Source organism: Staphylococcus lloydii (assembly GCF_015775975.1).
GTDB classification, from domain to species: domain Bacteria; phylum Bacillota; class Bacilli; order Staphylococcales; family Staphylococcaceae; genus Staphylococcus; species Staphylococcus lloydii.
This window is the reverse complement of the sequence record NZ_CP064056.1, coordinates 2319295-2346196: the sequence shown is the minus strand read 5'-3', so window position 1 is coordinate 2346196 and position 26902 is coordinate 2319295. Positions and strand designations below refer to the sequence as shown.

The window sequence follows — 26902 nt, the reverse complement described above, 5'->3', positions numbered from 1 at the left end:
TTTCATAAAAGAGTAAAGGTGGAATTATTCATGGCGCAAAATGATTGGAAAAAGGCCGTAGTTTATCAAATTTATCCTAAGTCTTTTAATGATACAACTGGGAACGGAGAAGGCGACATTAACGGCATAATTGAAAAACTGGATTATTTACAATTTCTAGGTGTAGATTATTTATGGTTAACGCCGGTGTATGAATCCCCGATGAACGATAACGGTTATGATATTAGCGATTATTATAAAATTAATGACCGATTTGGTAATATTGATGATTTAAAATCGTTAATCGAACAAGCGCATCAACGCGACTTGAAAATTATGTTAGACATAGTAATTAACCATACTTCAACGGAGCATGAATGGTTTAAACAAGCGTATTCAAGTGTCGATAACCCTTATAGAGACTATTACTTCTTCAGGCGTTCTGCTAATGATGCGCCACCTACGAACTGGGAGTCTAAATTTGGTGGTAATGCTTGGAAATTTGACCCTGAAACAGAGACTTATTATTTACATTTATTTGATGTAACACAAGCGGATCTGAATTGGGACAATCCGCAAGTAAGAAGTGAACTGTACGATATTATCAATTATTGGATTGATTTTGGCGTGGATGGTTTCCGCTTTGATGTGATTAATCTCATTTCGAAAGGTGAGTTTAAAAACTCTGAAAAAATAGGGAAAGAGTTTTATACAGACGGTCCTCGTGTACATGATTATTTACATGAAATGAATCGACATACTTTTGGTGATAAAGACATGATGACAGTGGGTGAAATGTCATCTACTACGATTGACCATTGTATTAAATATACTAATCCTGAACGACAAGAATTAAGCAGTGTATTCAACTTCCATCACTTAAAAGTAGATTACGTCGATGGAGAAAAATGGTCTAATGCTAAGTTAGATTTCGTGAAGTTAAAAGAAATATTAATGGAATGGCAGCTTGGTATATATGAAGGTAAAGGATGGAATGCTATATTTTGGTGTAACCATGATCAACCTCGTGTCGTTTCAAGATTCGGCGATGATACAACAGAAGATTTAAGAATACGAAGTGGCAAAATGTTAGCCATTGCATTGCATATGCTGCAAGGTACACCATATATTTACCAAGGTGAAGAAATAGGTATGACTGACCCACATTTTACTTCAATAGAGCAATATCGAGACGTAGAATCATTAAACGCATATCAAAACATGCAAAATAAAGGGTATGATGAAGCGGACATTATAGAGATATTAGGACAAAAATCACGAGATAATTCTAGAACACCAGTACAATGGACTAATGAGCGCAATGCAGGGTTCTCTACTGGAACGCCGTGGATAGAATTGCCTAATAATTACAACACTATAAATGTTGAAGCAGCTATTGCTGATAAAAATTCAATTTTGTATGTATATAAAAAATTAATTGAATTAAGACACAAACACGATATAGTGACGTATGGTAGTATAGAACCATTATATATGGATGATGAACATTTATTTATCTATAAACGTCATTATAATGATGAAACTTGGCTGGTCATTACTAATTTTTCGAAATCGACTATAGCATTACCGAAAGATTTAAATATCGAAGGCAAAGTCGTACTGCAAAATGGTGAATGTAACAATGGCACTATAGATGGTTTTGGAGCGATAGTAATTGCTCAATAAAAGGTAGAAGAGTTGAAAACATGGGAAAGAAAAAATTTGTTATTATATATGAAACGTTGAAAGAAGCAATTTTATCAGAAGAACTAACTTACGGTGAACGTATTCCTTCTGAACACGATTTAGTCGAATATTATGAAGCTTCACGTGAAACTGTTAGAAAAGCACTTAACTTATTAGTTAGCGACGGTATGATACAGAAGATTAGAGGTAAGGGCTCTGTTGTTATTTATCAAAATATTACAGAGTTTCCGTTTGCTGACTTAATGAGCTTTAGTGAAGTAAAAAATGATTTACAATTACAATATCAAACGAAGGTAATAAAATTCCGACAGATTAAAGCAGAGGAAGAGCCGTACATTAAGGAACAACTAGGACTAACGACCAATGCTGTTTTATGGCATATAGTTAGATTGAGAATGTTAAATGGTAAAGTGAAGATTATCGATGAAGATTACCTTGTGGCAGATATGGTGCCAGATATTACTATAGAAGATGCACAATCATCAATTTATCATTATATAGAGCATGTATTGGAACTTGAAATTAGTTATTCTAATAAGACGATTACATTTGAACCTTTTGGCGAATTAGAATTTGAGCAATTTGGTAATATAGAACCACCTTATACTGCTACAGTTAGAGGGATTGTTCATTTAAAAAATACAGAGCGGTTTCAATACAATATATCAAAACATCTGGCTACTGAATTTAGATTTAATGATTTTTCGCGCAGAAGAAAATTATAAATAGTGTTTTGAGCGTTAAAACGAGCTATAAAATAACAATTATCAATAAGTTCGGTCATATGTCTTGCATTGAAGTTGTAAATTATAGTATTATAAACTTTGCCGTGCTAGGTGGGGAGGTAGCGGTTCCCTGTACTCGAAAACCGCTTATGCGAGGCTTAACTCCTTTGCTGAGGGTGTATTTTTGTGAAGTCTGCCCAAAGCACGTAGTGTTTGAAGATTTCGGTCTTATGCAATGTGAACCCATGAATCATGTCAGGTCCTGACGGAAGCAGCATTAAGTGGATTATCATATGTGCCGTAGGGTAGCCGAGATTTAGCTGTCGACTTTGGTAACGTTTGTGAATTACACTCGATGCAAAGGTGCACGGTTTTAAATTTTAAAATAATTAACTTACATAAATTGAGAACGACTTATAGTTGCTATAAGTCGTTCTTTTTTATATTATGATGAAAAAATATTATGACGAGAATATTTGCGGATAATAGTGTAATATTTACATAACGAAAACGATGGAGGGACATCTATGCAAATATATCTAAGTACCTTAACTGAAAACGATTATGAAACGAGCTTAAAAGCAATTGAAGAAGCATTTAAAAATGTCGAAGTGTCAAATCACGACGAGCAGCAACTTGTTAACAAGATTAGAAAATCTGAGGCATATAATTATGAATTGGAAGTTGTGGCTAAAAATGACGCGGGTGATGTAGTAGGACATGCGCTATTGTCTGAAGTAACAATAGAAGATGAACAGGAACAACATGTTGCTTTAACATTAGCTCCAGTATCAGTCGCATCAGAATATCGAAATCAAGGGTTGGGCAAAGCGTTGATACAAGCAGTAGAAGAACGTGCTGAAAATCATGGTTATAAGACAATTGTAGTGTTAGGTGATCCTGAGTATTACCAAGAGTTAGGTTATGAGCGTGCTAGTAATTATAAAATTTTTGCCCCTTTTGATGTTCCTAAAGGTTATTTTATGGTTAAATTTTTCACTGATACAAATAGACCTTCAGGAAAAGTGAATTATCCTTCTGCTTTTAATTGATAGTCATAATTTGAGTGACAATGCTATAATGTGTAATGAATGTTATTGGAGGTGCGAGTGTGAATTACCAGGCTTTATATAGAATGTTTAGACCTCAAGCGTTTAGTGATGTCGTAGGTCAAGAACATGTAACTAAAACTTTACGTAATGCAATTTCAAAAGGGAAACAATCCCATGCATATATATTTAGTGGACCTCGTGGAACTGGTAAAACGAGTATTGCTAAGGTATTTGCGAAGGCAATTAACTGTTTGAATAGTGATAATGGGGAGCCATGTAATGAGTGTGCGATATGTAAAGGCATTACACAAGGGACTAATTCTGACATTATAGAAATTGATGCTGCAAGTAACAATGGTGTCGATGAAATAAGAAATATAAGAGACAAAGTAAAATATGCACCGAGCGAATCAAAATATAAGGTCTATATTATTGATGAGGTCCATATGTTAACTACAGGCGCATTTAATGCCTTATTAAAGACTTTAGAAGAACCACCAGCACACGCTATTTTTATTTTAGCGACTACAGAACCACATAAAATACCTCCAACTATTATCTCAAGAGCACAACGTTTTGATTTTAAATCTATTAATCATGATCAAATTGTAGAGAGATTGAAGTTTGTAGCAGAAGAACAACAAATAGATTATGATGATGCAGCACTTGATTTTGTAGCCAAAGCTTCAGAAGGTGGCATGCGAGATGCGTTAAGTATTATGGATCAGGCTATTGCATTTGGAGATGACCATTTAACATTGCAAGATGCTTTGAATGTAACAGGTAGTGTTGATGACGAAGCGCTCAATAAATTGTTCTCACAAATTATAGATGGTGATGTGAAGTCGGCTTTTAGCACATATCACCAATTTGTAGCAGACGGCAAAGAAGTAAATCGTCTCATTAATGATATGATTTATTTCGTTAGAGATACCATTATGAACAAAACTGCAGATGCCAGTACTGAATATGATGCATTAATGCATTTTGAATTAGAAACGTTGTATCAAATGATAGATATAATAAATGATACGCTCGTGTCGATTCGGTTTAGCGTGAACCAAAACGTACATTTCGAAGTCTTGTTAGTTAAATTATCTGAAATGGTGAAAGAACAACCACAAACGATTCAAAATGTTGCTACGACAAGTGTAGCATCAGAGCCTAATAATGATGTTTTGCTGCAACGTATGGAACAATTAGAAAACGAATTAAAGACTTTGAAGACACAAGGAGTAACTACGCAAACGGCGCAACCAGCCAAACCGCAACCAAGTAATCGAGGTAGTAAGTCTAAGAATATTTTCTCAATGCAACAAATTACTAAAGTGTTAGACAAAGCGAATAAAGAAGATATTAAATTGTTGAAAGACCATTGGGAAGAAGTTGTAGATCATGCTAAAAATAACGACATGAAATCATTGGTTAGTTTATTACAAAATTCAGAGCCCGTGGCAGCTAGTGAAACGCACGTGTTAATCAAATTTGAAGAAGAGATTCATTGTGAAATCGTTAATAAGAATGATGAAAAGCGCGAAAACATAGAAAATGTCGTATGTAATATTATAGATAAGAGTGTTAAAGTTGTTGGCGTACCATCAGATCAATGGATGAGAGTAAGATCAGAATACTTACAAAATAGAAAGTCTAATGATGGTGCTACTTCTAATGATAATAATGATGAGCACCAACAAGCTACAGAAACAGAAGAAGTAGATGTAGTTCAAAAAGCGAAAGACTTATTTGGTGAAAACACAGTTAACGTTATCGATGAAGAGTGATACATGACAATAAATATAAAGGCATGTATAATATTAGCAAAGCATAATTTTAATAATACAAAGAATAACTAAGGAGGATTTACATTATGCGTGGTGGCGGAAATATGCAACAAATGATGAAACAAATGCAAAAAATGCAGAAGAAGATGGGCGAAGAGCAAGAGAAATTAAAAGAAGAACGCGTTGAAGGAACTGCAGGTGGCGGTATGGTTACTGTAACAGTGACTGGTCACAAAGAAGTAGTAGACGTAGTTATTAAAGAAGAAGCGGTAGACCCAGACGACATTGAAATGTTACAAGATTTAGTGATTGCTGCTACTAATGAAGCGATGAACAAAGCTGATGAATTATCACAAGAGCGCTTAGGTAAGCACACTAAAGGCTTAAACATTCCAGGAATGTGATAACATGCAATATCCAGAACCTATTTCTAAACTGATTGACAGTTTCATGAAATTGCCAGGCATTGGACCGAAAACGGCACAACGTCTGGCATTTCACGTATTAGATATGAAAGAAGACGATGTCGTTCAATTTGCGAAAGCGTTAGTAGATGTTAAACGTGAATTAACTTATTGTAGTGAATGTGGACATATTACAGAGCAAGACCCGTGCTATATATGTCAGGATAAACAAAGAGATCGTTCTATTATCTGTGTAGTTGAAGATGATAAAGATGTTATTGCTATGGAAAAAATGCGAGAATTTAAAGGTTTATATCACGTGCTTCATGGTTCTATATCTCCAATGGATGGAATTGGACCAGAAGACATTAATATTCCTTCTCTCATTAATCGTTTGAAAGATGAAGGTGTAAAAGAATTAATATTAGCGATGAACCCTAACTTAGAAGGGGAATCTACAGCAATGTATATTTCACGTCTCGTAAAACCAATAGGAATAACAGTAACTAGATTAGCGCAAGGCTTATCTGTTGGTGGGGATTTGGAATATGCAGATGAAGTAACGTTATCGAAAGCTATTATGGGTAGGACTGAGATGTAAAGCTATCGCTATTAAGCGGTGGCTTTAATTTTTTATAAAAAACTTTAAAAAATTGTAAAGTTTGTAAATGAAGGGAATACTCAGTTTATACGAAGTATTATTGAGTAGTTACGCCTTATTAAACGAACTTAAATTATATATTTCGAATTATAGTTCGGAAATTAAAACATTCGAACCTCTATTTAAAAGGATTAGTGTAAATTTTACCGTTGTACATTCTTTGAAATGCCTGTATAGTATTTACTTGTCGAGCGAAACAAAACGACGAACATTAAATAACAACTTGAAAAAACTTTTAAAAAGTTATTGACATTTAGTTGAAACTTCTGTAAAATTAATTCTTGTTGATTAAACAAATGAACATTGAAAACTGAATTGCAATATGTCAACGTTAATTCCAAACACAACGATACAATCGTTGGTTTAAACGTGTTAGAGATAACACACAATTAGTATTTTATGAGCTAATCAAACATCATAATTTTTTATGGAGAGTTTGATCCTGGCTCAGGATGAACGCTGGCGGCGTGCCTAATACATGCAAGTCGAGCGAACAGATAAGGAGCTTGCTCCTTTGACGTTAGCGGCGGACGGGTGAGTAACACGTGGGTAACCTACCTATAAGACTGGAATAACTTCGGGAAACCGAAGCTAATGCCGGATAACATGTAGAACCGCATGGTTCTACAGTGAAAGATGGCCTTGCTATCACTTATAGATGGACCCGCGCCGTATTAGCTAGTTGGTAAGGTAACGGCTTACCAAGGCAACGATACGTAGCCGACCTGAGAGGGTGATCGGCCACACTGGAACTGAGACACGGTCCAGACTCCTACGGGAGGCAGCAGTAGGGAATCTTCCGCAATGGGCGAAAGCCTGACGGAGCAACGCCGCGTGAGTGATGAAGGTCTTCGGATCGTAAAGCTCTGTTATTAGGGAAGAACAAGTGCGTAAGTAACTGTGCGCACCTTGACGGTACCTAATCAGAAAGCCACGGCTAACTACGTGCCAGCAGCCGCGGTAATACGTAGGTGGCAAGCGTTATCCGGAATTATTGGGCGTAAAGCGCGCGTAGGCGGTTTCTTAAGTCTGATGTGAAAGCCCACGGCTCAACCGTGGAGGGTCATTGGAAACTGGGAGACTTGAGTGCAGAAGAGGAAAGTGGAATTCCATGTGTAGCGGTGAAATGCGCAGAGATATGGAGGAACACCAGTGGCGAAGGCGACTTTCTGGTCTGTAACTGACGCTGATGTGCGAAAGCGTGGGGATCAAACAGGATTAGATACCCTGGTAGTCCACGCCGTAAACGATGAGTGCTAAGTGTTAGGGGGTTTCCGCCCCTTAGTGCTGCAGCTAACGCATTAAGCACTCCGCCTGGGGAGTACGACCGCAAGGTTGAAACTCAAAGGAATTGACGGGGACCCGCACAAGCGGTGGAGCATGTGGTTTAATTCGAAGCAACGCGAAGAACCTTACCAAATCTTGACATCCTTTGACCACTCTGGAGACAGAGTTTTCCCCTTCGGGGGACAAAGTGACAGGTGGTGCATGGTTGTCGTCAGCTCGTGTCGTGAGATGTTGGGTTAAGTCCCGCAACGAGCGCAACCCTTAAGCTTAGTTGCCATCATTAAGTTGGGCACTCTAAGTTGACTGCCGGTGACAAACCGGAGGAAGGTGGGGATGACGTCAAATCATCATGCCCCTTATGATTTGGGCTACACACGTGCTACAATGGACAATACAAAGGGCAGCTAAACCGCGAGGTCATGCAAATCCCATAAAGTTGTTCTCAGTTCGGATTGTAGTCTGCAACTCGACTACATGAAGCTGGAATCGCTAGTAATCGTAGATCAGCATGCTACGGTGAATACGTTCCCGGGTCTTGTACACACCGCCCGTCACACCACGAGAGTTTGTAACACCCGAAGCCGGTGGAGTAACCATTATGGAGCTAGCCGTCGAAGGTGGGACAAATGATTGGGGTGAAGTCGTAACAAGGTAGCCGTATCGGAAGGTGCGGCTGGATCACCTCCTTTCTAAGGATATATTCGGAACATCTTCTACGAAGATGAAAGGAATAACGTAGACATATTGTATTCAGTTTTGAATGCTCATAGAGTATTCAAAGATTGTACATTGAAAACTAGATAAGTAAGTAAAATATAGATTTTACCAAGCAAAACCGAGTGAATTAGAGTTTTAAAAAGCTTGAATTCAAACTAAAATAATCGCTAGTGTTCGAAAGAACACTCACAGATTAATAACATTTTGGGTTTTGAGTTAGACGTTATGTTTGACTTAAAAACAAAAAGATTAAGTTATTAAGGGCGCACGGTGGATGCCTTGGCACTAGAAGCCGAAGAAGGACGTTACTAACGACGATATGCTTTGGGGAGCTGTAAGTAAGCGTTGATCCAGAGATTTCCGAATGGGGAAACCCAGCACGAGTCATGTCGTGTTATCAACATGTGAATACATAGCATGTTTGAAGGCATACCCGGAGAACTGAAACATCTTAGTACCCGGAGGAAGAGAAAGAAAAATCGATTCCCTGAGTAGCGGCGAGCGAAACGGGAACAGCCCAAACCAACAAGCTTGCTTGTTGGGGTTGTAGGACACTCTATACGGAGTTACAAAAGTTATTGTTAGACGAAGTATCTGGAAAGATACATCAAAGAAGGTAATAATCCTGTAGTCGAAAACGATAACCCTCTTGAGTGGATCCTGAGTACGACGGAGCACGTGAAATTCCGTCGGAATCTGGGAGGACCATCTCCCAAGGCTAAATACTCTCTAGTGACCGATAGTGAACCAGTACCGTGAGGGAAAGGTGAAAAGTACCCCGGAAGGGGAGTGAAAGAGAACTTGAAACCGTGTGCTTACAAGTAGTCAGAGCCCGTTAATGGGTGATGGCGTGCCTTTTGTAGAATGAACCGGCGAGTTACGATTTGATGCAAGGTTAAGCAGGAAATGTGGAGCCGTAGCGAAAGCGAGTCTGAATAGGGCGTTGAGTATTTGGTCGTAGACCCGAAACCAGGTGATCTACCCATGACCAGGTTGAAGTTCAGGTAACACTGAATGGAGGACCGAACCGACTTACGTTGAAAAGTGAGCGGATGAGTTGTGGGTAGCGGAGAAATTCCAATCGAACCTGGAGATAGCTGGTTCTCTCCGAAATAGCTTTAGGGCTAGCCTCAAGTGATGATTATTGGAGGTAGAGCACTGTTTGGACGAGGGGCCCTTCTCGGGTTACCGAATTCAGACAAACTCCGAATGCCAATCAATTTAACTTGGGAGTCAGAACATGGGTGATAAGGTCCGTGTTCGAAAGGGAAACAGCCCAGACCACCAGCTAAGGTCCCAAAATATATGTTAAGTGGAAAAGGATGTGGCGTTGCCCAGACAACTAGGATGTTGGCTTAGAAGCAGCCATCATTTAAAGAGTGCGTAATAGCTCACTAGTCGAGTGACACTGCGCCGAAAATGTACCGGGGCTAAACATATTACCGAAGCTGTGGATTGTCCGTAGGACAATGGTAGGAGAGCGTTCTAAGGGCGTTGAAGCATGATCGCAAGGACATGTGGAGCGCTTAGAAGTGAGAATGCCGGTGTGAGTAGCGAAAGACGGGTGAGAATCCCGTCCACCGATTGACTAAGGTTTCCAGAGGAAGGCTCGTCCGCTCTGGGTTAGTCGGGACCTAAGCTGAGGCCGATAGGCGTAGGCGATGGATAACAGGTTGATATTCCTGTACCACCTAAATTCGTTTTAAGCGATGGGGGGACGCAGTAGGATAGGCGAAGCGTGCTGTTGGAGTGCACGTCCAAGCAGTAAGACTGAGTGTTAGGCAAATCCGGCACTCATAAGGTCAAGCTGTGATGGGGAGAGGAAATTGTTTCCTCGAGTCGTTGATTTCACACTGCCAAGAAAAGCCTCTAGCTAGAATATTAGGTGCCCGTACCGCAAACCGACACAGGTAGTCAAGATGAGAATTCTAAGGTGAGCGAGCGAACTCTCGTTAAGGAACTCGGCAAAATGACCCCGTAACTTCGGGAGAAGGGGTGCTCTCTAGGGTTAACGCCCGGGAGAGCCGCAGTGAATAGGCCCAAGCGACTGTTTATCAAAAACACAGGTCTCTGCTAAACCGTAAGGTGATGTATAGGGGCTGACGCCTGCCCGGTGCTGGAAGGTTAAGAGGAGTGGTTAGCTTCTGCGAAGCTACGAATCGAAGCCCCAGTAAACGGCGGCCGTAACTATAACGGTCCTAAGGTAGCGAAATTCCTTGTCGGGTAAGTTCCGACCCGCACGAAAGGCGTAACGATTTGGGCACTGTCTCAACGAGAGACTCGGTGAAATCATAGTACCTGTGAAGATGCAGGTTACCCGCGACAGGACGGAAAGACCCCGTGGAGCTTTACTGCAGTCTGATATTGAAATTCGGCACAGTTTGTACAGGATAGGTAGGAGCCTTAGAAGCGTGAACGCTAGTTTACGTGGAGGCGTTGGTGGGATACTACCCTCGCTGTGTTGGATTTCTAACCCGCACCATTAATCATGGTGGGAGACAGTGTCAGATGGGCAGTTTGACTGGGGCGGTCGCCTCCTAAAGAGTAACGGAGGCGCTCAAAGGTTCCCTCAGAATGGTTGGAAATCATTCACAGAGTGTAAAGGCATAAGGGAGCTTGACTGCGAGACTTACAAGTCGAGCAGGGTCGAAAGACGGACTTAGTGATCCGGTGGTTCCGCATGGAAGGGCCATCGCTCAACGGATAAAAGCTACCCCGGGGATAACAGGCTTATCTCCCCCAAGAGTTCACATCGACGGGGAGGTTTGGCACCTCGATGTCGGCTCATCGCATCCTGGGGCTGTAGTCGGTCCCAAGGGTTGGGCTGTTCGCCCATTAAAGCGGTACGCGAGCTGGGTTCAGAACGTCGTGAGACAGTTCGGTCCCTATCCGTCGTGGGCGTAGGAAATTTGAGAGGAGCTGTCCTTAGTACGAGAGGACCGGGATGGACATACCTCTGGTGTACCAGTTGTCGTGCCAACGGCATCGCTGGGTAGCTATGTATGGACGGGATAAGTGCTGAAAGCATCTAAGCATGAAGCCCCCCTCAAGATGAGATTTCCCAACTTCGGTTATAAGATCCCTCAAAGATGATGAGGTTAATAGGTTCGAGGTGGAAGCATGGCGACATGTGGAGCTGACGAATACTAATCGATCGAAGACTTAATCAATTTTAAATGTTTTGATTGGTAAAATGATATTTACTTACTATCTAGTTTTGAATGTATAACTTTATACATCATTGTCTGGTGACAATGGCAAGGAGGTCACACCTGTTCCCATGCCGAACACAGAAGTTAAGCTCCTTAGCGCCGATGGTAGTCGGATTTACATCCCGCTAGAGTAGGACGTTGCCAGGCAATACAAGAGACCTAAGGGTCTCTTTTTTTATGTCTAAAAAAGGAGCTTAACTTCTTAGATAATGATTGAAGCACTTTAAGACCGCAAGGTCTGTTTTTATAAATTAAAAATAAAGCATTAAAAACCTTTGGCGCAGAGAAAACGTTTGAAGCTGACGAACTCAGGTCGTCGCGCTACGCGCTTACGAGCAGGTAAGCAAGTTAGCGACGAGTGCAAGTGAGGAAAGATGCGAGCGTTTGCCTCAAGCCAAAAAAGCTTCTTAGCGCCGATGGTAGCAGATTTACATCCTGCTAGAGTAGGTGTTGCCAGGCAATCAAGAGATCTAAGGGTCTCTTTTTTTATGCCTAAAAAGAATCTTAACTTCTTAATTAATATGTAAAACACTTTAAGACCGCAAGGTTTGGTAATGATAATTTCGAAATAAAGATTTATAGGCTTCGGCGCAAAGAAATTGAAAAGGAACACAGGTGAACAACACCTGTGTAAGCCACATTAAAATCAAAGAGTACGCATTCATTTACTTCATACACCAGTCTCTTTTAAATCACTTCAAGACCGTAAGGTCTATAATCAATTTTAAATAAAAGATAAAGTAATTTACTAATAAAATTTTGAAGAAGCGAAAGTGATACTTTATAATATATTAGTAATACTAAAGAGTGGATGTGTATGGATGATGGCATTACCCTTAACTAATAAATTGAAATCTTTGATGGAAGAAAATCCAATTTCTATGCATGTACCAGGGCATAAAAATAATACGATTGGTAGTTTGGACAAACTAGATATTAATATGGATATGACTGAAATAACTGGATTGGACGATTTACATCATCCAGAAGAAGTGTTACATGAAAGTATGGCCAATATAAGCAAACATAAAGACTATGATGCTTTTTATTTGGTTAATGGTACTACGGCCGGTATTTTATCAGTCATTCAAGCATTTGCTCATGCATCAGGAGATTACATTATTCCAAGAAATGCACATAAATCAGTTTTCCATGGCCTTGAGATAGCACGAGGGAATGCACTATTATTGGGAATGGATATAAGCCAAGATACTTTTCAATATTTAGGACCGACAGCTAACAATGTAGATTACTTTAAAAATGATCATAAATTAGCGGTTTACACTTATCCTAACTATTATGGAGAGTGTTTCGATATAAAATCACAGATTGAATATTTACATAAACTGCAAATACCCGTATTAGTCGATGAAGCTCATGGCGCTCATTTTGATTTGGAAGGTTTTCCACAGTCAACGCTAAACTTGGAGGCGGATTTTGTCGTTCAATCTTATCACAAGACATTGCCTTCACTAACAATGAGTTCTGTATTGTTTATACATAAGGACGCTCCATTAAGACAACAAGTAATCAATTATTTAAGCTATTTTCAATCTTCAAGTCCTTCCTATTTGCTAATGTCTAGTTTAGAGTTAGCGCATGATTTTTATAGAAATTATAAAAGTGACATATTTTTCGAAAAACGGCAAACGCTTATTAATGAATTAAAGCAACAAGGTTTAACAGTAATTGAAGTAGATGATCCATTGAAACTTTGTGTGTCTCATCATGCGTATAATGGATATGAATTACAAGAGTTATTTGAGACGCAAAACATTTTTATAGAGTTAGCGGATGAAAATCAAATATTGTTTGTGTTGCCATTATGGCATCAACATGATACGTATCCATTTAATAAGTTATTAAAAAAAATAAAGCGTCTAAAATTATCAAAGCAGAGCTCGATATCTCAAGAAGAGCAAATGAAAACGACAACTATTGGCCATTATAAGTACAGTGCTAATAGCAGGACACGAACAGTTAACGTTAAAGAGGCCGAAGGTGAAATTTTGGCGACGCATATAGTACCCTATCCACCAGGTATACCAATTATGTTGAAGGGCGAAAAAATAACAGCAAATATGGTAAAATTATTGCAATATTGGTCTAACCAAAAGCTAAGAGTAGAAGGAATAAAAAATAACTATATAGAAATTAAGGATGAATAAAATGTCAGCATTTATTACGTTTGAAGGCCCAGAAGGTTCAGGGAAAACGACCGTACTACAACAAGTCGCATCAAAGTTACAAGGTGAGTTTGAAACAATTGTTACTAGAGAACCAGGTGGCGTTACTACAGGAGAACAAATTCGTGAAATATTATTAGAAGGTGGAGATATGGATGAACGTACAGAGGCTCTATTGTTTGCAGCATCTAGACGTGAACATCTTGTAGGCAAAGTTATTCCATCGCTCGACCAAGGCAAAGTGGTTTTATGTGATAGATATATTGATAGTTCTTTAGCATATCAAGGCTATGCAAGGGGTATAGGTGTAGAAGAAGTTAAAGCAATAAATGAGTTTGCAATTAACGGTCTATATCCTGATTTAACTATTTATTTAGATGTGAGTGTTGAAGTGGGACGACAACGTATCGTATCTAACTTACGTCAACAAAATCGTCTAGATCAGGAAGATGTAGCCTTCCATGAAAAAGTAGTTGAGGGCTATCATAAAGTTATAGACAGTGATTCTTCTCGCTTTGTTGTGATAGACGCCAATCAAAATGTCGAAGAAGTAGTGGATGCAACGTATAAATCTATTCTCAAATATTTAGAAAAATTATGATATAATAATGTGAAGAGGTGTATGAATATGAAAATGATTATTGCGATTGTCCAAGATCAAGACAGCCAAGAACTTTCAGACCAACTCGTGAAAAACAATTTTAGAGCAACAAAACTTGCTACAACGGGTGGATTTTTAAGAGCAGGTAACACGACATTCCTTTCAGGTGTTGAAGATGAACGTGTAGACGATATATTAAAAGTTATCGATGATACATGTGGTAATAGAGAGCAACTTGTATCACCAATTACACCAATGGGTGGTAGTGCTGATTCTTATATTCCATATCCAGTTGAAGTTGAAGTTGGAGGAGCGACGGTATTTGTAATGCCAGTTGAAGCTTTCCATCAATTCTAAATTTATGGTTGCTATATATGCATGTGTAATTCATGAAGGTAAACATTTTATTACCATATGAATTAACTTGCTATATATGCAGCCTTTTTATATAAAGGAGTATTTTTGTGATGGATGAACAAGAAATGCTGACAAATGCTTATCACTCAAATAAATTATCACATGCTTATTTATTTGAAGGTGATGATGCACAAACGATGCAACAAGTAGCTTTAGAATTTGCGAAACTTATTTTATGTAACGATAACGAACAGTGTCAGTTAAAAGTAGATACATTCAACCATCCTGATTTTATGCATGTCGCTTCTGAAGAAACTACAATAAAAAAGGAACAAATAGAACAACTTGTTAGACATATGAATCAATTGCCAATTGAAAGTGACCATAAAGTATATATTATTGAGTCTTTTGAAAAATTAACAGTTCAAGGCGAGAATAGTATTCTAAAATTTTTAGAAGAACCACCAGAAAATACGGTAGCCATTTTGCTTTCTACCAAGCCGGAACAAATTTTAAATACGATTCATTCAAGATGTCAGCACATTTATTTTAAACCTATTGATAAAGAGCGGTTTATTGAAAGACTTGAAGAGCATGAAATTTCACGACCTGTTGCTGAGTTATTATGTACATATACGACGCAACTAGATACAGCAATTAGTATAAATGAGGAAGCCGATTTAGCGACGTTACGAAAAAGTATTTTGCGATGGTGTAATTTATTGCTATCAAATAAATATATGGCTTTAATTGGTATCGTTGATTTATTAAAGCAGGCTAAAAATAGACGTTTGCAATTGCTAACATTAGCAGCAATTAACGCTTTTTTTGAAGATATTATGCACGCAAAAGTTGGCATAGATGATAAAATGATTTATCAAGATATTAAAGTAGATATTACAAACTATGCGAGTAAAATTGATTATAATCAAATCGTTTTAATGTATGATAGAATAACTGAAGCGAATAAAAAATTAAATCAGAATGTTAATCCGACGTTAGTATTCGAGCAGATTGTTATAAAAGGGGTGAATTAAACATGCAAAATGTTGTAGGCATTGACTTTCAAAAGTCAGGTAAATTAGAGTATTATTCCCCGATGAATTACGACTTGGAAGCGGGACAATGGGTAGTTGTTGAATCTAAAAGAGGAATAGAAATGGGACGCGTTAAATATGCGCCTTTAGATGTTGCAGATGAAGACGTAACTTTACCATTAAAAGAAATTGTACGTGTAGCTTCAACCGAAGACAGAGAAAAATATGACCAAAATGAGCAAGACGCCAGTGAAGCGATGGAGTTGTGTAAATCAACGATTCAGCAATTGGATTTATCAATGAGATTGGTTAATTGTGAGTTTACGTTAGATAAATCAAAGGTAATTTTTAATTTTACTTCTGATGACCGTGTAGACTTTAGAAAATTGGTGAAAATATTAGCTCAAAAATTAAAAACACGTATTGAGTTAAGACAAATTGGAGTTAGAGATGAAGCTAAATTACTAGGTGGCATTGGCCCGTGTGGTCGTTCATTATGCTGCTCGACGTTTTTAGGAGATTTTGAACCGGTTTCTATTAAGATGGCTAAAGATCAAAATTTATCGTTAAACCCAACGAAAATTTCTGGTGCATGTGGCCGTTTAATGTGTTGTTTAAAATATGAGAATGACTATTATGAAGAAGCTCGTGCTCAGTTACCAGACGTAGGTGACAATATTGAAACGCCTGATGGTAATGGGAAAGTAATAGGTTTGAACATTTTAGACGTCTCAATGCAAGTTAAAGTCGAAGGTTTCGAACAACCACTTGAATATAAAGCAGAAGAATTAGAAGCATTTAATTAGGAGGCTTTAGCGACATTGGATAGAAGTGAAATTTTTGAAAAGCTTTCACGCTTAGAACGCCAAATTGATGAAGTTAACAACAACATGACTGAAATGAAAAATTTAATGGTTGAGTTAGTAGAAGAAAATGTAGCATTACATATTGAAAATGACAATCTGAAGTCTTTAATTCACAAAGATGAAGCGTCTGCTACAAAGAAAACTACAAAATCTTCTAACGCCAAACAGCCGTTACGCAGTAAGGATAACCTTGCCATGTTATATAAAGAAGGCTTTCATATTTGTAAAGGTGAACTATTTGGTAAACATAGAAAAGGCGACGACTGCTTATTTTGTTTAGAAGTTTTAAGCGAATAGTTTTTAACAGTAAATTAATAAGTTATTAAAGGATGAGATGTTAGTGATAGGCTTGAATAATAGCAAGCATCGCCATCTTATCTTTTTTTTGGAGGAATAATATGGAATTGTTAGAGCATGAGCGGTTAGATTATCTGATGAAAGAACATCTGCGTATCATTCAAAATGACGAGGTGTTTTCTTTTTCTACAGACGCGCTATTATTAGGTCATTTTACCGAAGTTAGAAAAAATGATTCAATCATGGATTTATGTTCGGGTAATGGTGTGGTGCCATTATTATTGTCATATAAAACAAAACGCCAAATAGATGGTATCGAGATACAGCATCAATTAATAGATATGGCAAATCGTAGTATTGCTTTCAACCAATTAACGGCTCAGATTCAAATGTATGAGATGGATTTGAAAGCGGTCCGTACGCAATTTAAACCGTCGCAATATAGTTTAGTTACATGCAATCCACCGTATTTTAAAAGTAATCAATTACATCAACACCAAAAAAATGCACATAAAATTGCTAGACATGAAATTATGTGTTCATTGGAAGATTGTTGTATAGCTGCTAGGCATTTATTGAAGCAAGGTGGTAGGTTGGTGATGGTCCATCGTGCTGAGCGTTTAATGGATGTATTGTCCAATATGAGAGATAGTGGAATAGAACCCAAGAAGTTATATTTTGTGTATAGTAAAAAGGAAAAAGATGCCCAAACGATTGTTGTCGAAGGACGCAAAGGCGGTAATCAAGGTTTGACAATACAACCACCATTTTATATTTATAACGAGGATGGGACATATACATCAGAAATGAGAGAGGTATATTATGGATAGTCATTATGTCTATATAGTGAAATGTAAAGATGGTTCGCTATATACAGGATATGCTAAAGACGTAGAACAACGTGTAAAGAAACATAATTTAGGTCAGGGTGCTAAATATACTAAAAATAGAAGGCCAGTGAAACTCGTCTATCAAGAAATCCATGATACAAAGTCGAGCGCTTTAAAGAGAGAGTATGAAATAAAAACTTATTCAAGAAATAAAAAACTGCAATTAATTAAGGAGGCGCAATAAATGGGAACGCTATTTCTAGTAGGTACACCAATAGGCAACTTAGCCGATATAACGTATAGAGCCGTTGAGACGCTTAAATCTGTTGATATGATTGCGTGTGAAGACACGAGAGTTACTAGTAAATTATGTCATCATTACGATATTTCAACAGCATTGAAATCGTATCATGATCATAACAAAGAACAACAAACAAGTGTGCTTATTGAACAATTAACTGACGGTTCGGATATTGCATTAGTCTCCGATGCAGGATTGCCGCTTATAAGTGATCCTGGATATGAACTTGTAGTGGCAGCGCGAGAAGCGGGCATACGCGTCGAAACGATACCAGGACCGAATGCAGGTCTTACAGCTCTAATGGCAAGTGGATTGCCTTCGTTTACTTATACTTTTTTAGGATTTTTACCAAGAAAAGAAAAAGAAAAATTACACGTTTTAGAAAATCGCATGTATCAAGACAGTACGCTAATCATTTATGAATCACCACATCGTGTAAAAGATACATTAAAAGCAATTGCTAAAATTGATGCAGAGCGTCAAGTTTCACTGGGGCGCGAGCTTACTAAAAAATTCGAACAAATCGAAACGCAATCCGCAGAACAGTTATTAACTGCAGTCAACGAGGCGCAAATCCCTTTGAAAGGCGAATTTGTTATTTTAATCGAAGGAGCAACCGAAGTAGAAGATACAAGTTGGTTTGAAAATATGACGATTGATGAACATGTGACTTCTTATATTGAGCAAGATATGAAACCAAAAGCTGCTATAAAACAAGTGGCTGAAGATAGAAATATGAAAACGAGCGAAGTTTATAATATTTATCATAATGTGAATTAAAGATGGCTTATTTTTATAATAAATAGAGTAGTTTTTCTATAATATTGACGTGTATTTTATTAATTTAAATAGAAATAAAAAGGTACCAAATATATAGCGATTTATGGTATTGTAGATAAGATAGAGCATATAATTATATTTAATAAAATCAGATGTTTATTGAGTGTACATAGAAGTAACATGGTGTCGTCAAAATATGAGTTATAAGTAATCTTATGCATAATTCAACACATCAAGACTTCATTGAAAACAAATATTAATTTAGATATATTTATAGTGTAAGAAACGAGGAGGAACAATGATGGTGAAAGATACATTTTATATCACTACCCCAATATATTATCCGAGTGGAAACTTGCATATCGGTCACGCCTACACAACGACTGCTGGTGATGTGATTGCACGCTATAAAAGAATGCAAGGTTACGATGTAAGATATTTAACTGGGACAGATGAACACGGTCAAAAAATTCAAGAAAAAGCACATAAAGCGGGTAAAACTGAGCTAGCTTATTTAGATGAAATGATTTCTGGTATCAAAGCTTTATGGGAAAAATTAGAAATTTCTAATGACGACTTTATTCGTACTACAGAAGAACGTCACAAAGAAGTCGTACAACAAATATTTGAACGTCTTTTGTCTCAAGGCGACATATATCTAGGTGAATATGAAGGTTGGTATTCAGTACCTGATGAAACATACTATACTGAAACACAACTTGTAGATCCAGTATATGAGAATGGCAAAATTGTCGGCGGTAAAAGTCCAGATTCAGGGCATGATGTGGAATTAGTCAAAGAAGAAAGTTACTTCTTCAACTTGTCTAAATACACAGATCGTTTGTTAGAATTCTACGATGAAAATCCTGATTTTATTCAACCACCTTCACGTAAAAATGAAATGATTAATAACTTTATTAAACCAGGTTTAGAAGATTTAGCTGTATCTCGTACTTCATTTGATTGGGGTATTCGTGTTAAATCAAATCCTAAACACGTTGTATACGTTTGGATTGATGCACTGGTAAACTATATTTCTTCATTAGGGTACTTGTCAGATGACGATTCATTATTCCAAAAATATTGGCCGGCAGATATTCATATTATGGCTAAGGAAATTGTCCGTTTCCATTCAATTATCTGGCCAATTTTATTAATGGCACTTGATATTCCATTACCTAAGAAGGTCTTTGCACATGGTTGGATTTTAATGAAAGACGGTAAAATGAGTAAATCAAAAGGTAACGTCGTAGATCCTAACGTATTAATTGACCGTTACGGTTTAGATGCTACACGTTATTATTTATTACGTGAATTACCATTTGGTGCTGACGGTGTATTTACACCTGAAGGATTCGTTGAACGTACGAATTATGATTTAGCCAATGACCTTGGGAACTTAGTGAATCGTACTATTTCAATGATTAATAAATATTTTGATGGTGAATTGCCAGCTTATAAAGGTGCTCAAAACGACTTAGATAAAGATATGGAACAAATGGCGTTAGACACTGTTAAAACTTACCATGAAAACATGGAAAATTTACAGTTTTCTGTTGCTTTATCTACAGTATGGAAATTTATTAGTCGTACTAATAAATATATCGATGAAACGACGCCATGGGTTTTAGCTAAAGACGAGAGCCAAAAAGACATGTTAGGTAATGTAATGGCTCACTTAGTTGAAAATATTCGTATCATCGCTGTTATCTTAAGACCATTCTTAACACATGCACCATACCAAATCTTTGAACAATTAAATATTAATAATCCAGAGTTACATGAACTTGCTAGCGTTGAGTCTTACGGTGCATTAACTGAACCGATTACAGTAGTTGAAAAACCAACGCCAATCTTCCCTCGTCTTGATAGTGAGGCTGAAATTGCATACATCAAAGAATCTATGCAACCACCAAAAGAAGATAATGCTGAAGAAGAAGTACCTTCAAAAGAAACAATCGATATCAAAGATTTCGATAAAGTAGAAATTAAAGCAGCAACAGTAACTGATGCTGAACAAGTTCATAAATCAGATAAATTATTAAAAATTCAAGTTGACTTAGATTCAGAACAACGACAAATAGTTTCTGGAATTGCTAAATTTTACAATCCAGAAGATATCATTGGTAAAAAAGTAGCGGTTGTTACTAATTTAAAACCAGCGAAATTAATGGGCCAAAAATCTGAAGGTATGATTTTATCAGCCGAAAAAGATGGTGTCTTAACATTAGTAAGTTTACCAAGTGCTATTCCAAACGGTGCAGTAATCAAATAATAAAGTAAAAGGGAGCGATTAAATATGTTAATCGATACGCATGTACATTTAAATGCAGAACAGTATGACGAAGAATTAGAAGCGGTCATCGAGCGTGCTAGAGAAAATGGTGTCGATCGTATGTTTGTCGTAGGATTTGATACGCCTACAGTTGAACGTACAATGGAATTAATCGATCAATACGACTTTATTTATGGCATTATTGGATGGCATCCTGTTGATGCTATTGATTGCACAGAAGAGCGATTAGAATGGATTGAAGAACTAGCAAAACATCCAAAAGTTATTGGCATTGGTGAAACGGGGTTAGACTACCATTGGGATAAGTCACCTAAAGATGTCCAACAAGCATTGTTTAGAAAACAAATTGCTTTAGCTAAACGCGTCAATTTACCAATAATTATTCATAATCGTGAGGCAACGCAAGATTGTGTGGATATTTTAAAAGAAGAACATGCTGAAGAAATTAGTGGTATTATGCATAGTTTCAGTGCTTCACCAGAAATAGCAGACGAAATCATTAATAAATTAAATTTCTATGTTTCATTAGGTGGGCCAGTTACATTTAAAAATGCTAAACAGCCTAAAGAAGTTGCACAACATGTCCCATTTGATAGATTGTTAGTGGAAACTGATGCACCATTTTTATCACCACACCCATATAGAGGTAAACGTAACGAACCAGCGCGTGTCACACTTGTTGCAGAGCAAATTGCAGAACTACGTGGTGTAAGCTACGAAGAAGTGTGTGAGCAAACGACTAAGAATGCAGAAACTTTATTTAAATTATAAAGTTAAAAGAGAAAGATATTGGTCTAATATTTGGAATTGAAAGTATCACAATATCCATAAATGTTAAGCCGATATCTTTCTCATTTTTTATAGGAATGAATATATTGAGAAGGTGAAACAATAAATGAAAATAAATGAATTTATTGTAGTTGAAGGTCGTGACGATACAGAAAGAGTTAAATCAGCTGTAGAATGCGATACGATTGAAACTAATGGTAGTGCAATTAATCAAGCAACACTTGAAGTGATTAAACAAGCCTATGAAACAAGAGGTGTCATTGTATTAACTGACCCCGATTTCCCAGGTGATAAAATAAGAAACACGATACGTGATTATATACCAGGCGTCAAACATGCTTATGTAGACAGAGATAAAGCACGTAATAAACGTGGTAAAATTGGCGTAGAACATGCTTCTACAGAAGTCATTAAAGATGCATTGATTAATGTTAGCACACCATTTGAAGAGGGAAATGAATCAATAAGTAAGGATGTATTAATAGATTTAGGCTTAATTGTTGGTAATGATGCACGTAGAAAGCGAGCGATACTAAGCCAAAAATTAAATATTGGACATTCCAACGGGAAACAATTAGTGAAAAAATTAAATGCGTTTGGCTATACAGAACAAGATGTACGTGAAGCGCTATTAGACAAGAATGGAAGTGAAAAGTAGTGGAAACTAAAGATATTGCTACACCATCTCGAACAAAGGCTTTATTGGCGCAATATGGTTTTGATTTCAAAAAAAGTTTAGGTCAAAATTTTCTGATTGATGTTAATATCATTAATAATATTATTGATGCGAGTCAGATTGATGATGAAACAGGTGTTATTGAAATTGGCCCAGGTATGGGGTCTTTAACTGAACAACTTGCTAAAAATGCCAAAAAAGTAGTTGCTTTTGAAATAGATCAACGCTTAATACCGGTCCTCAATGACACGCTAGCGCCATATGATAATGTGACCGTGATTAACGAAGATATTTTAAAAGCCGACGTGGCACAATATGTGGAACAACATCTATCAAATTGTAAACGTATTATGGTCGTGGCAAATTTACCTTATTATATAACAACACCGATACTTTTAAACTTAATGCAACAGTCGCTACCGATAGACGGTTACGTAGTTATGATGCAAAAAGAAGTGGGCGAGAGATTGAATGCGCAAGTCGGTACAAAAGCTTATGGTTCTTTATCTATCGTAGCGCAATATTATACAGAAACTAGTACAGTACTTACTGTGCCTAAATCTGTGTTTTTACCACCGCCAAACGTGGATTCCATCGTTGTCAAATTAATGCAACGTTCTAAACCGATTGTAAACGTAGATGATGAAGAGCAGTTTTTCCGCTTAACAAAAGCTGCGTTTAGTCAGCGGAGAAAAACGATAAATAATAATTATCAATCGTTATTTGTGAATGGTAAAAAGCTGAAGGCTAAGATTGGCGAATGGTTAAAAAGTTCGGATATAGAACCTACTAGACGTGGTGAAACGCTTGCAATAGAGGAGTTTGCGACACTTTATAACAATTTAGAAAAATTTCCCGAATTACAATTTTAATCTATTGACATTCTTGCTTTAGCTTGCTAAAATTAATCGTTTATTTGACAAAATCGCGCGCAATGTGTTATTATACAACTTGTAGCGAGGTGGAGCAATATGCCAAAATCTATTGGAGACATCAAAAATTCACTTGATTGTCATTTAGGAAACCGTATTGTACTCAAAGCAAATGGCGGTCGCAAGAAAACAATTGAACGTTGTGGTGTGTTAAAAGAAACATATCCGTCTGTATTTATTGTCGAACTTGATCAAGACAAACATAACTTTGAGCGTGTGTCTTATACATACACAGATGTTTTAACTGATAACGTACAAGTTTCTTTCGAAGAAGATAGCCATCAAGAAGCAATTGCACACTAGAGAAAAGCATTTCAATAATTACATATATTTAATCAGAGATGCGCTGGCATCTCTTTTTTTATGCGTAATTTTATGATTGGTTTATAAACCCATTAGCATTTAATTGAAAATAGAGAAAATATTCTAATTTGAAATTTATACCATAAATTTTCTCGAGAAACTTAAATTATCTTGCTAGAATTTCCGTACATTATGTTAAAATCGATGTATTACCATATCGAATCGAAAGAGGGTGGGGATATGATATACGAAACGGCGCATGCTAAGATTAATCTTACATTAGACACACTCTTTAAACGAGAAGATGGTTATCATGAAGTTGAAATGATTATGACGACAATTGATTTAAATGATCGTTTGTCGTTTGAAATTAGACATGATAATAAAATTGTAGTCGAAGTAGAGCAAAATTATGTACCCTCCGATCATAAAAATTTAGCATTTAAAGCTGCCGAAGCGATTAAAAAGCATTATAATATTAAGCAAGGTGTAACGATAAGGTTAGAGAAAGACATTCCAGTTTCAGCCGGACTGGGGGGCGGATCTGCAGATGCAGCAGCTACTTTAAGGGGCATGAATCGACTTTTTAATTTGAATCTATCTTTGGAAGAGTTATGTCAAATCGGGATAAATATTGGCACAGATATTCCTTTCTGTATATATAGCAAAACGGCTATTTGTAAAGGTAAAGGTGAAATTGTGGAACTGTTAAATAAACCACCATCTGCATGGGTTATTATCGCAAAACCAGATGTAGGTATTTCATCACCCGATGTGTTTAAATCACTTACATTAGAACATGATTTTCTAGTGCATACAGAGTCATGTTTGAGTGCTTTAAACTTTGGAGATTACGAGGCTTTATGCCAAAGTTTATCAAATAGATTGGAAACAGTAACGCACAAAATGTATCCGGGTATCACCAAGTTAAAAGAAAACATGTTAAATAGTGGTGCCGATGGCGCTTTAATGAGTGGTAGTGGACCGACAGTCTATGCGTTAGCTAAAAATGAGCGACAAGCAAAGCATATCTATAATGCTGTTAATGGATGTTGTAATGAAGTTCAATTAGTAAGATTACTAGGTTAGAAAGGATGAAGCACGATATGAGATACAAGAGAAGTGAACGTATTGTTTTTATGACGCAATATTTAATGAATCATCCCAATAAATTAATACCATTAACGTTCTTTGTCCAAAAGTTTAAACAGGCCAAATCATCAATCAGTGAGGATGTTCAAATTATAAAGACAACATTCCAAAAAGAAAAATTAGGTACTGTGACAACTACTGCTGGTGCAAGTGGCGGCGTTACATATAAACCTCAAATGGGCAAACAAGAAGCTACAGAAGTTGTAGACGAGTTAATTGAATTACTACAAGAGAAAGATCGTTTATTACCTGGTGGTTATTTATTCTTATCAGATTTAATGGGTAACCCAATTTTGTTAAACAAAGTTGGCAAGTTAATTGCAACGCTTTATATGGATGAACAATTAGATGCAGTAGTAACGATAGCTACGAAAGGTATTTCTTTAGCTAATGCTGTAGCAAGTGTATTAAATTTACCAGTAGTAGTTATTAGAAAAGATAACAAAGTTACTGAAGGATCTACCGTTTCAATTAATTATGTTTCGGGTTCTTCTCGCAAAATTGAAACAATGGTGTTATCTAAACGTACATTGCCTGAAAATTCTAATGTACTCGTTGTTGATGATTTTATGCGTGCTGGTGGTTCGATTAATGGTGTAATGAATTTGATGAATGAGTTTAAAGCACATGTCAAAGGGGTATCAGTACTTGTAGAATCAAAAGAAGTTAAACAACGATTGATAGAAGATTATACTTCCTTGGTTAGATTATCTGATGTAGATGAATACAATCAGAAATTTAACGTAGAAACAGGCAATAGTTTAACTAAATTTTCTTAAAAGGAGCGATTACGACAGCATGAAAGTAATTAATACAAATAATGCGCCCGAAGCTTTAGGGCCATATTCACACGCAACTGAAATCAATGGTTTGTTATTCACATCGGGACAAATCCCATTAAATACTGACGGTCAAATCGTTAGTGATGATGTACAAGAACAAACACGACAAGTTTTAGAAAATTTAAAAGTTGTACTAGATGCAGCTGATTCAAGCATTGAATCAGTCGTTAAAGCTACAATCTTTATTAAAGATATGAATGAATTTCAAAAAATAAATGAAATCTATGGTGAGTATTTTGATGCACATCAACCTGCGAGAAGTTGTGTTGAAGTTGCACGCTTACCTAAAGATGTGAAAGTTGAAATTGAATTAATTGCTAAAGTGAAGTAAGGATTTATAATTCTCATTAATTTTGTTATGCTTCTTTACAAAGAGACAAACTAGGGGGGCTCACTACATGAAAGTGACAGATGTAAGACTTAGAAAGATAGACACAGATGGAAGAATGAAAGCGCTCGTATCAATTACTTTAGACGAATCATTTGTGGTACATGATTTAAGAGTAATTGAAGGCAACTCAGGTCTTTTCGTCGCAATGCCAAGTAAACGTACACCAGATGGTGAATTCCGTGACATCGCGCATCCAATTAACTCAGAAATGAGACAAGAAATTCAAGATGCAGTGATGAAAGTCTATGAAGAAACAGACGAAGTTATTCCTGACAGAAATGCACAGTCATCAAATGATGAAGAGAATAATGACGAAGCATAAAAGATTTGAAACGATTAAAATGAGATAAAAATATAAATTAATCAAGCAGTTATACTGACTATTTAATAAATCAGTATAACTGCTTTTTTTATTGGTCGAACACATATTAAGATGAATTATTGGAAAGCTATAAATAGAAATGTAGTCATAAAATATACTATAGTTTTTAATTTTAGTGATTTAATAGTGACAAAAATATATTAAATTACAACTTTTCGTAAGTGTACGATTAATTTTAAAAAATGAAATTATAATGATATAACAGCATGTAATGACTCATTTAACGGGAATTAAAAGAATATAAGTTGTGTGAATATAAAAGCATATGTGATTTAAAATATTGCTGTTATGTGACATTAGTTGTTTGAGTCTTGAAACTAATACTTACGTTAAATTATAATAATACTGAAGTGTATATT

Annotated in this window: 24 protein-coding genes, 3 rRNA genes and 1 other RNA gene; all 28 read left to right on the top strand. The window is 36.8% G+C overall.

Features of this window, described 5'->3' with window-relative positions:
• Window positions 1-30 precede the first annotated feature (30 nt).
• Complete coding sequence (gene treC, locus ISP08_RS11585) at window positions 31-1665, top strand: alpha,alpha-phosphotrehalase (protein WP_195718710.1); 1635 nt, start codon at window positions 31-33, stop codon at window positions 1663-1665.
• 20 nt (window positions 1666-1685) lie between these two features.
• Complete coding sequence (gene treR / locus ISP08_RS11580; RefSeq protein ID WP_195718709.1) at window positions 1686-2411, top strand: trehalose operon repressor; 726 nt, start codon at window positions 1686-1688, stop codon at window positions 2409-2411.
• A gap of 102 nt (window positions 2412-2513) precedes the next feature.
• Window positions 2514-2782, top strand: an RNA gene (ffs, locus tag ISP08_RS11575) — signal recognition particle sRNA large type.
• A gap of 156 nt (window positions 2783-2938) precedes the next feature.
• Window positions 2939-3463 (top strand): GNAT family N-acetyltransferase, encoded by a 525-nt coding sequence (locus ISP08_RS11570; RefSeq protein ID WP_195718708.1) that lies wholly within the window; start codon window positions 2939-2941, stop codon window positions 3461-3463.
• Between the two features lie 59 nt (window positions 3464-3522).
• On the top strand, window positions 3523-5244 hold the full coding sequence (gene dnaX / locus ISP08_RS11565; RefSeq protein ID WP_195718707.1) for a DNA polymerase III subunit gamma/tau: 1722 nt from the start codon (window positions 3523-3525) through the stop codon (window positions 5242-5244).
• A gap of 86 nt (window positions 5245-5330) precedes the next feature.
• Complete coding sequence (locus tag ISP08_RS11560; protein WP_048794400.1) at window positions 5331-5648, top strand: YbaB/EbfC family nucleoid-associated protein; 318 nt, start codon at window positions 5331-5333, stop codon at window positions 5646-5648.
• Window positions 5649-5652: 4 nt separating this feature from the next.
• Window positions 5653-6249: a recombination mediator RecR gene (gene recR / locus ISP08_RS11555; protein ID WP_048794399.1), complete on the top strand. Its 597-nt coding sequence runs from the start codon at window positions 5653-5655 to the stop codon at window positions 6247-6249.
• Between the two features lie 484 nt (window positions 6250-6733).
• Window positions 6734-8285, top strand: a 16S ribosomal RNA gene (locus ISP08_RS11550).
• Window positions 8286-8560: 275 nt separating this feature from the next.
• Window positions 8561-11483, top strand: a 23S ribosomal RNA gene (locus ISP08_RS11545).
• Between the two features lie 74 nt (window positions 11484-11557).
• Window positions 11558-11672: ribosomal RNA gene (gene rrf, locus ISP08_RS11540) — 5S ribosomal RNA — on the top strand.
• Together the 16S, 23S and 5S rRNA genes form the textbook arrangement of a ribosomal RNA operon.
• 677 nt (window positions 11673-12349) lie before the next feature.
• Window positions 12350-13693: an Orn/Lys/Arg family decarboxylase gene (locus ISP08_RS11535; RefSeq protein ID WP_195719589.1), complete on the top strand. Its 1344-nt coding sequence runs from the start codon at window positions 12350-12352 to the stop codon at window positions 13691-13693.
• Window position 13694: 1 nt separating this feature from the next.
• Complete coding sequence (tmk, locus tag ISP08_RS11530; RefSeq protein WP_195719572.1) at window positions 13695-14312, top strand: dTMP kinase; 618 nt, start codon at window positions 13695-13697, stop codon at window positions 14310-14312.
• Window positions 14313-14339: 27 nt separating this feature from the next.
• The gene (locus ISP08_RS11525; RefSeq protein ID WP_048793357.1) at window positions 14340-14669 is read left to right on the top strand and encodes a cyclic-di-AMP receptor; all 330 of its coding nucleotides are present in this window, start codon (window positions 14340-14342) and stop codon (window positions 14667-14669) included.
• Window positions 14670-14779: 110 nt separating this feature from the next.
• Window positions 14780-15706 (top strand): DNA polymerase III subunit delta' C-terminal domain-containing protein, encoded by a 927-nt coding sequence (locus ISP08_RS11520; protein ID WP_048793356.1) that lies wholly within the window; start codon window positions 14780-14782, stop codon window positions 15704-15706.
• Between the two features lie 2 nt (window positions 15707-15708).
• The gene (locus ISP08_RS11515) at window positions 15709-16512 is read left to right on the top strand and encodes a PSP1 domain-containing protein (protein WP_048793355.1); all 804 of its coding nucleotides are present in this window, start codon (window positions 15709-15711) and stop codon (window positions 16510-16512) included.
• A 15-nt stretch (window positions 16513-16527) separates the two neighbouring features.
• Window positions 16528-16869, top strand: coding sequence for a DNA replication initiation control protein YabA (gene yabA, locus ISP08_RS11510; RefSeq protein WP_048793354.1), 342 nt, complete (start codon window positions 16528-16530; stop codon window positions 16867-16869).
• A 101-nt stretch (window positions 16870-16970) separates the two neighbouring features.
• Window positions 16971-17699, top strand: coding sequence for a tRNA1(Val) (adenine(37)-N6)-methyltransferase (locus ISP08_RS11505; protein WP_048793353.1), 729 nt, complete (start codon window positions 16971-16973; stop codon window positions 17697-17699).
• A complete protein-coding gene (locus tag ISP08_RS11500; RefSeq protein ID WP_048793352.1) occupies window positions 17692-17943 on the top strand; it encodes a GIY-YIG nuclease family protein in 252 nt (83 codons plus the stop codon). The genes ISP08_RS11505 and ISP08_RS11500 overlap by 8 nt, the downstream gene beginning before the upstream one ends.
• Window positions 17944-18780, top strand: a complete 837-nt coding sequence (gene rsmI, locus ISP08_RS11495) for a 16S rRNA (cytidine(1402)-2'-O)-methyltransferase (RefSeq protein ID WP_195719573.1) — start codon at window positions 17944-17946, stop codon at window positions 18778-18780.
• A 301-nt stretch (window positions 18781-19081) separates the two neighbouring features.
• Window positions 19082-21055 carry a methionine--tRNA ligase gene (metG, locus tag ISP08_RS11490; RefSeq protein WP_195719574.1) on the top strand — a complete coding sequence of 658 codons (1974 nt, stop codon included), beginning with the start codon at window positions 19082-19084 and terminating at the stop codon, window positions 21053-21055.
• A 24-nt stretch (window positions 21056-21079) separates the two neighbouring features.
• The gene (locus ISP08_RS11485; protein WP_195719575.1) at window positions 21080-21847 is read left to right on the top strand and encodes a TatD family hydrolase; all 768 of its coding nucleotides are present in this window, start codon (window positions 21080-21082) and stop codon (window positions 21845-21847) included.
• A gap of 124 nt (window positions 21848-21971) precedes the next feature.
• Complete coding sequence (gene rnmV / locus ISP08_RS11480) at window positions 21972-22523, top strand: ribonuclease M5 (protein ID WP_048793348.1); 552 nt, start codon at window positions 21972-21974, stop codon at window positions 22521-22523.
• Complete coding sequence (gene rsmA / locus ISP08_RS11475) at window positions 22523-23413, top strand: 16S rRNA (adenine(1518)-N(6)/adenine(1519)-N(6))-dimethyltransferase RsmA (protein ID WP_195719576.1); 891 nt, start codon at window positions 22523-22525, stop codon at window positions 23411-23413. The genes rnmV and rsmA overlap by 1 nt, the downstream gene beginning before the upstream one ends.
• 99 nt (window positions 23414-23512) lie before the next feature.
• A complete protein-coding gene (gene veg, locus ISP08_RS11470) occupies window positions 23513-23776 on the top strand; it encodes a biofilm formation stimulator Veg (RefSeq protein ID WP_048793346.1) in 264 nt (87 codons plus the stop codon).
• Between the two features lie 240 nt (window positions 23777-24016).
• A complete protein-coding gene (gene ispE, locus ISP08_RS11465; protein ID WP_195719577.1) occupies window positions 24017-24865 on the top strand; it encodes a 4-(cytidine 5'-diphospho)-2-C-methyl-D-erythritol kinase in 849 nt (282 codons plus the stop codon).
• A gap of 17 nt (window positions 24866-24882) precedes the next feature.
• Window positions 24883-25707: a pur operon repressor gene (gene purR, locus ISP08_RS11460; RefSeq protein WP_048793344.1), complete on the top strand. Its 825-nt coding sequence runs from the start codon at window positions 24883-24885 to the stop codon at window positions 25705-25707.
• 19 nt (window positions 25708-25726) lie between these two features.
• Entirely contained in the window at window positions 25727-26101 is a 375-nt protein-coding gene (locus ISP08_RS11455; RefSeq protein WP_048793343.1) for a RidA family protein, read from the top strand.
• 67 nt (window positions 26102-26168) lie between these two features.
• A complete protein-coding gene (gene spoVG, locus ISP08_RS11450) occupies window positions 26169-26483 on the top strand; it encodes a septation regulator SpoVG (RefSeq protein WP_048793342.1) in 315 nt (104 codons plus the stop codon).
• The last annotated feature ends 419 nt before the right edge of the window (window positions 26484-26902 follow it).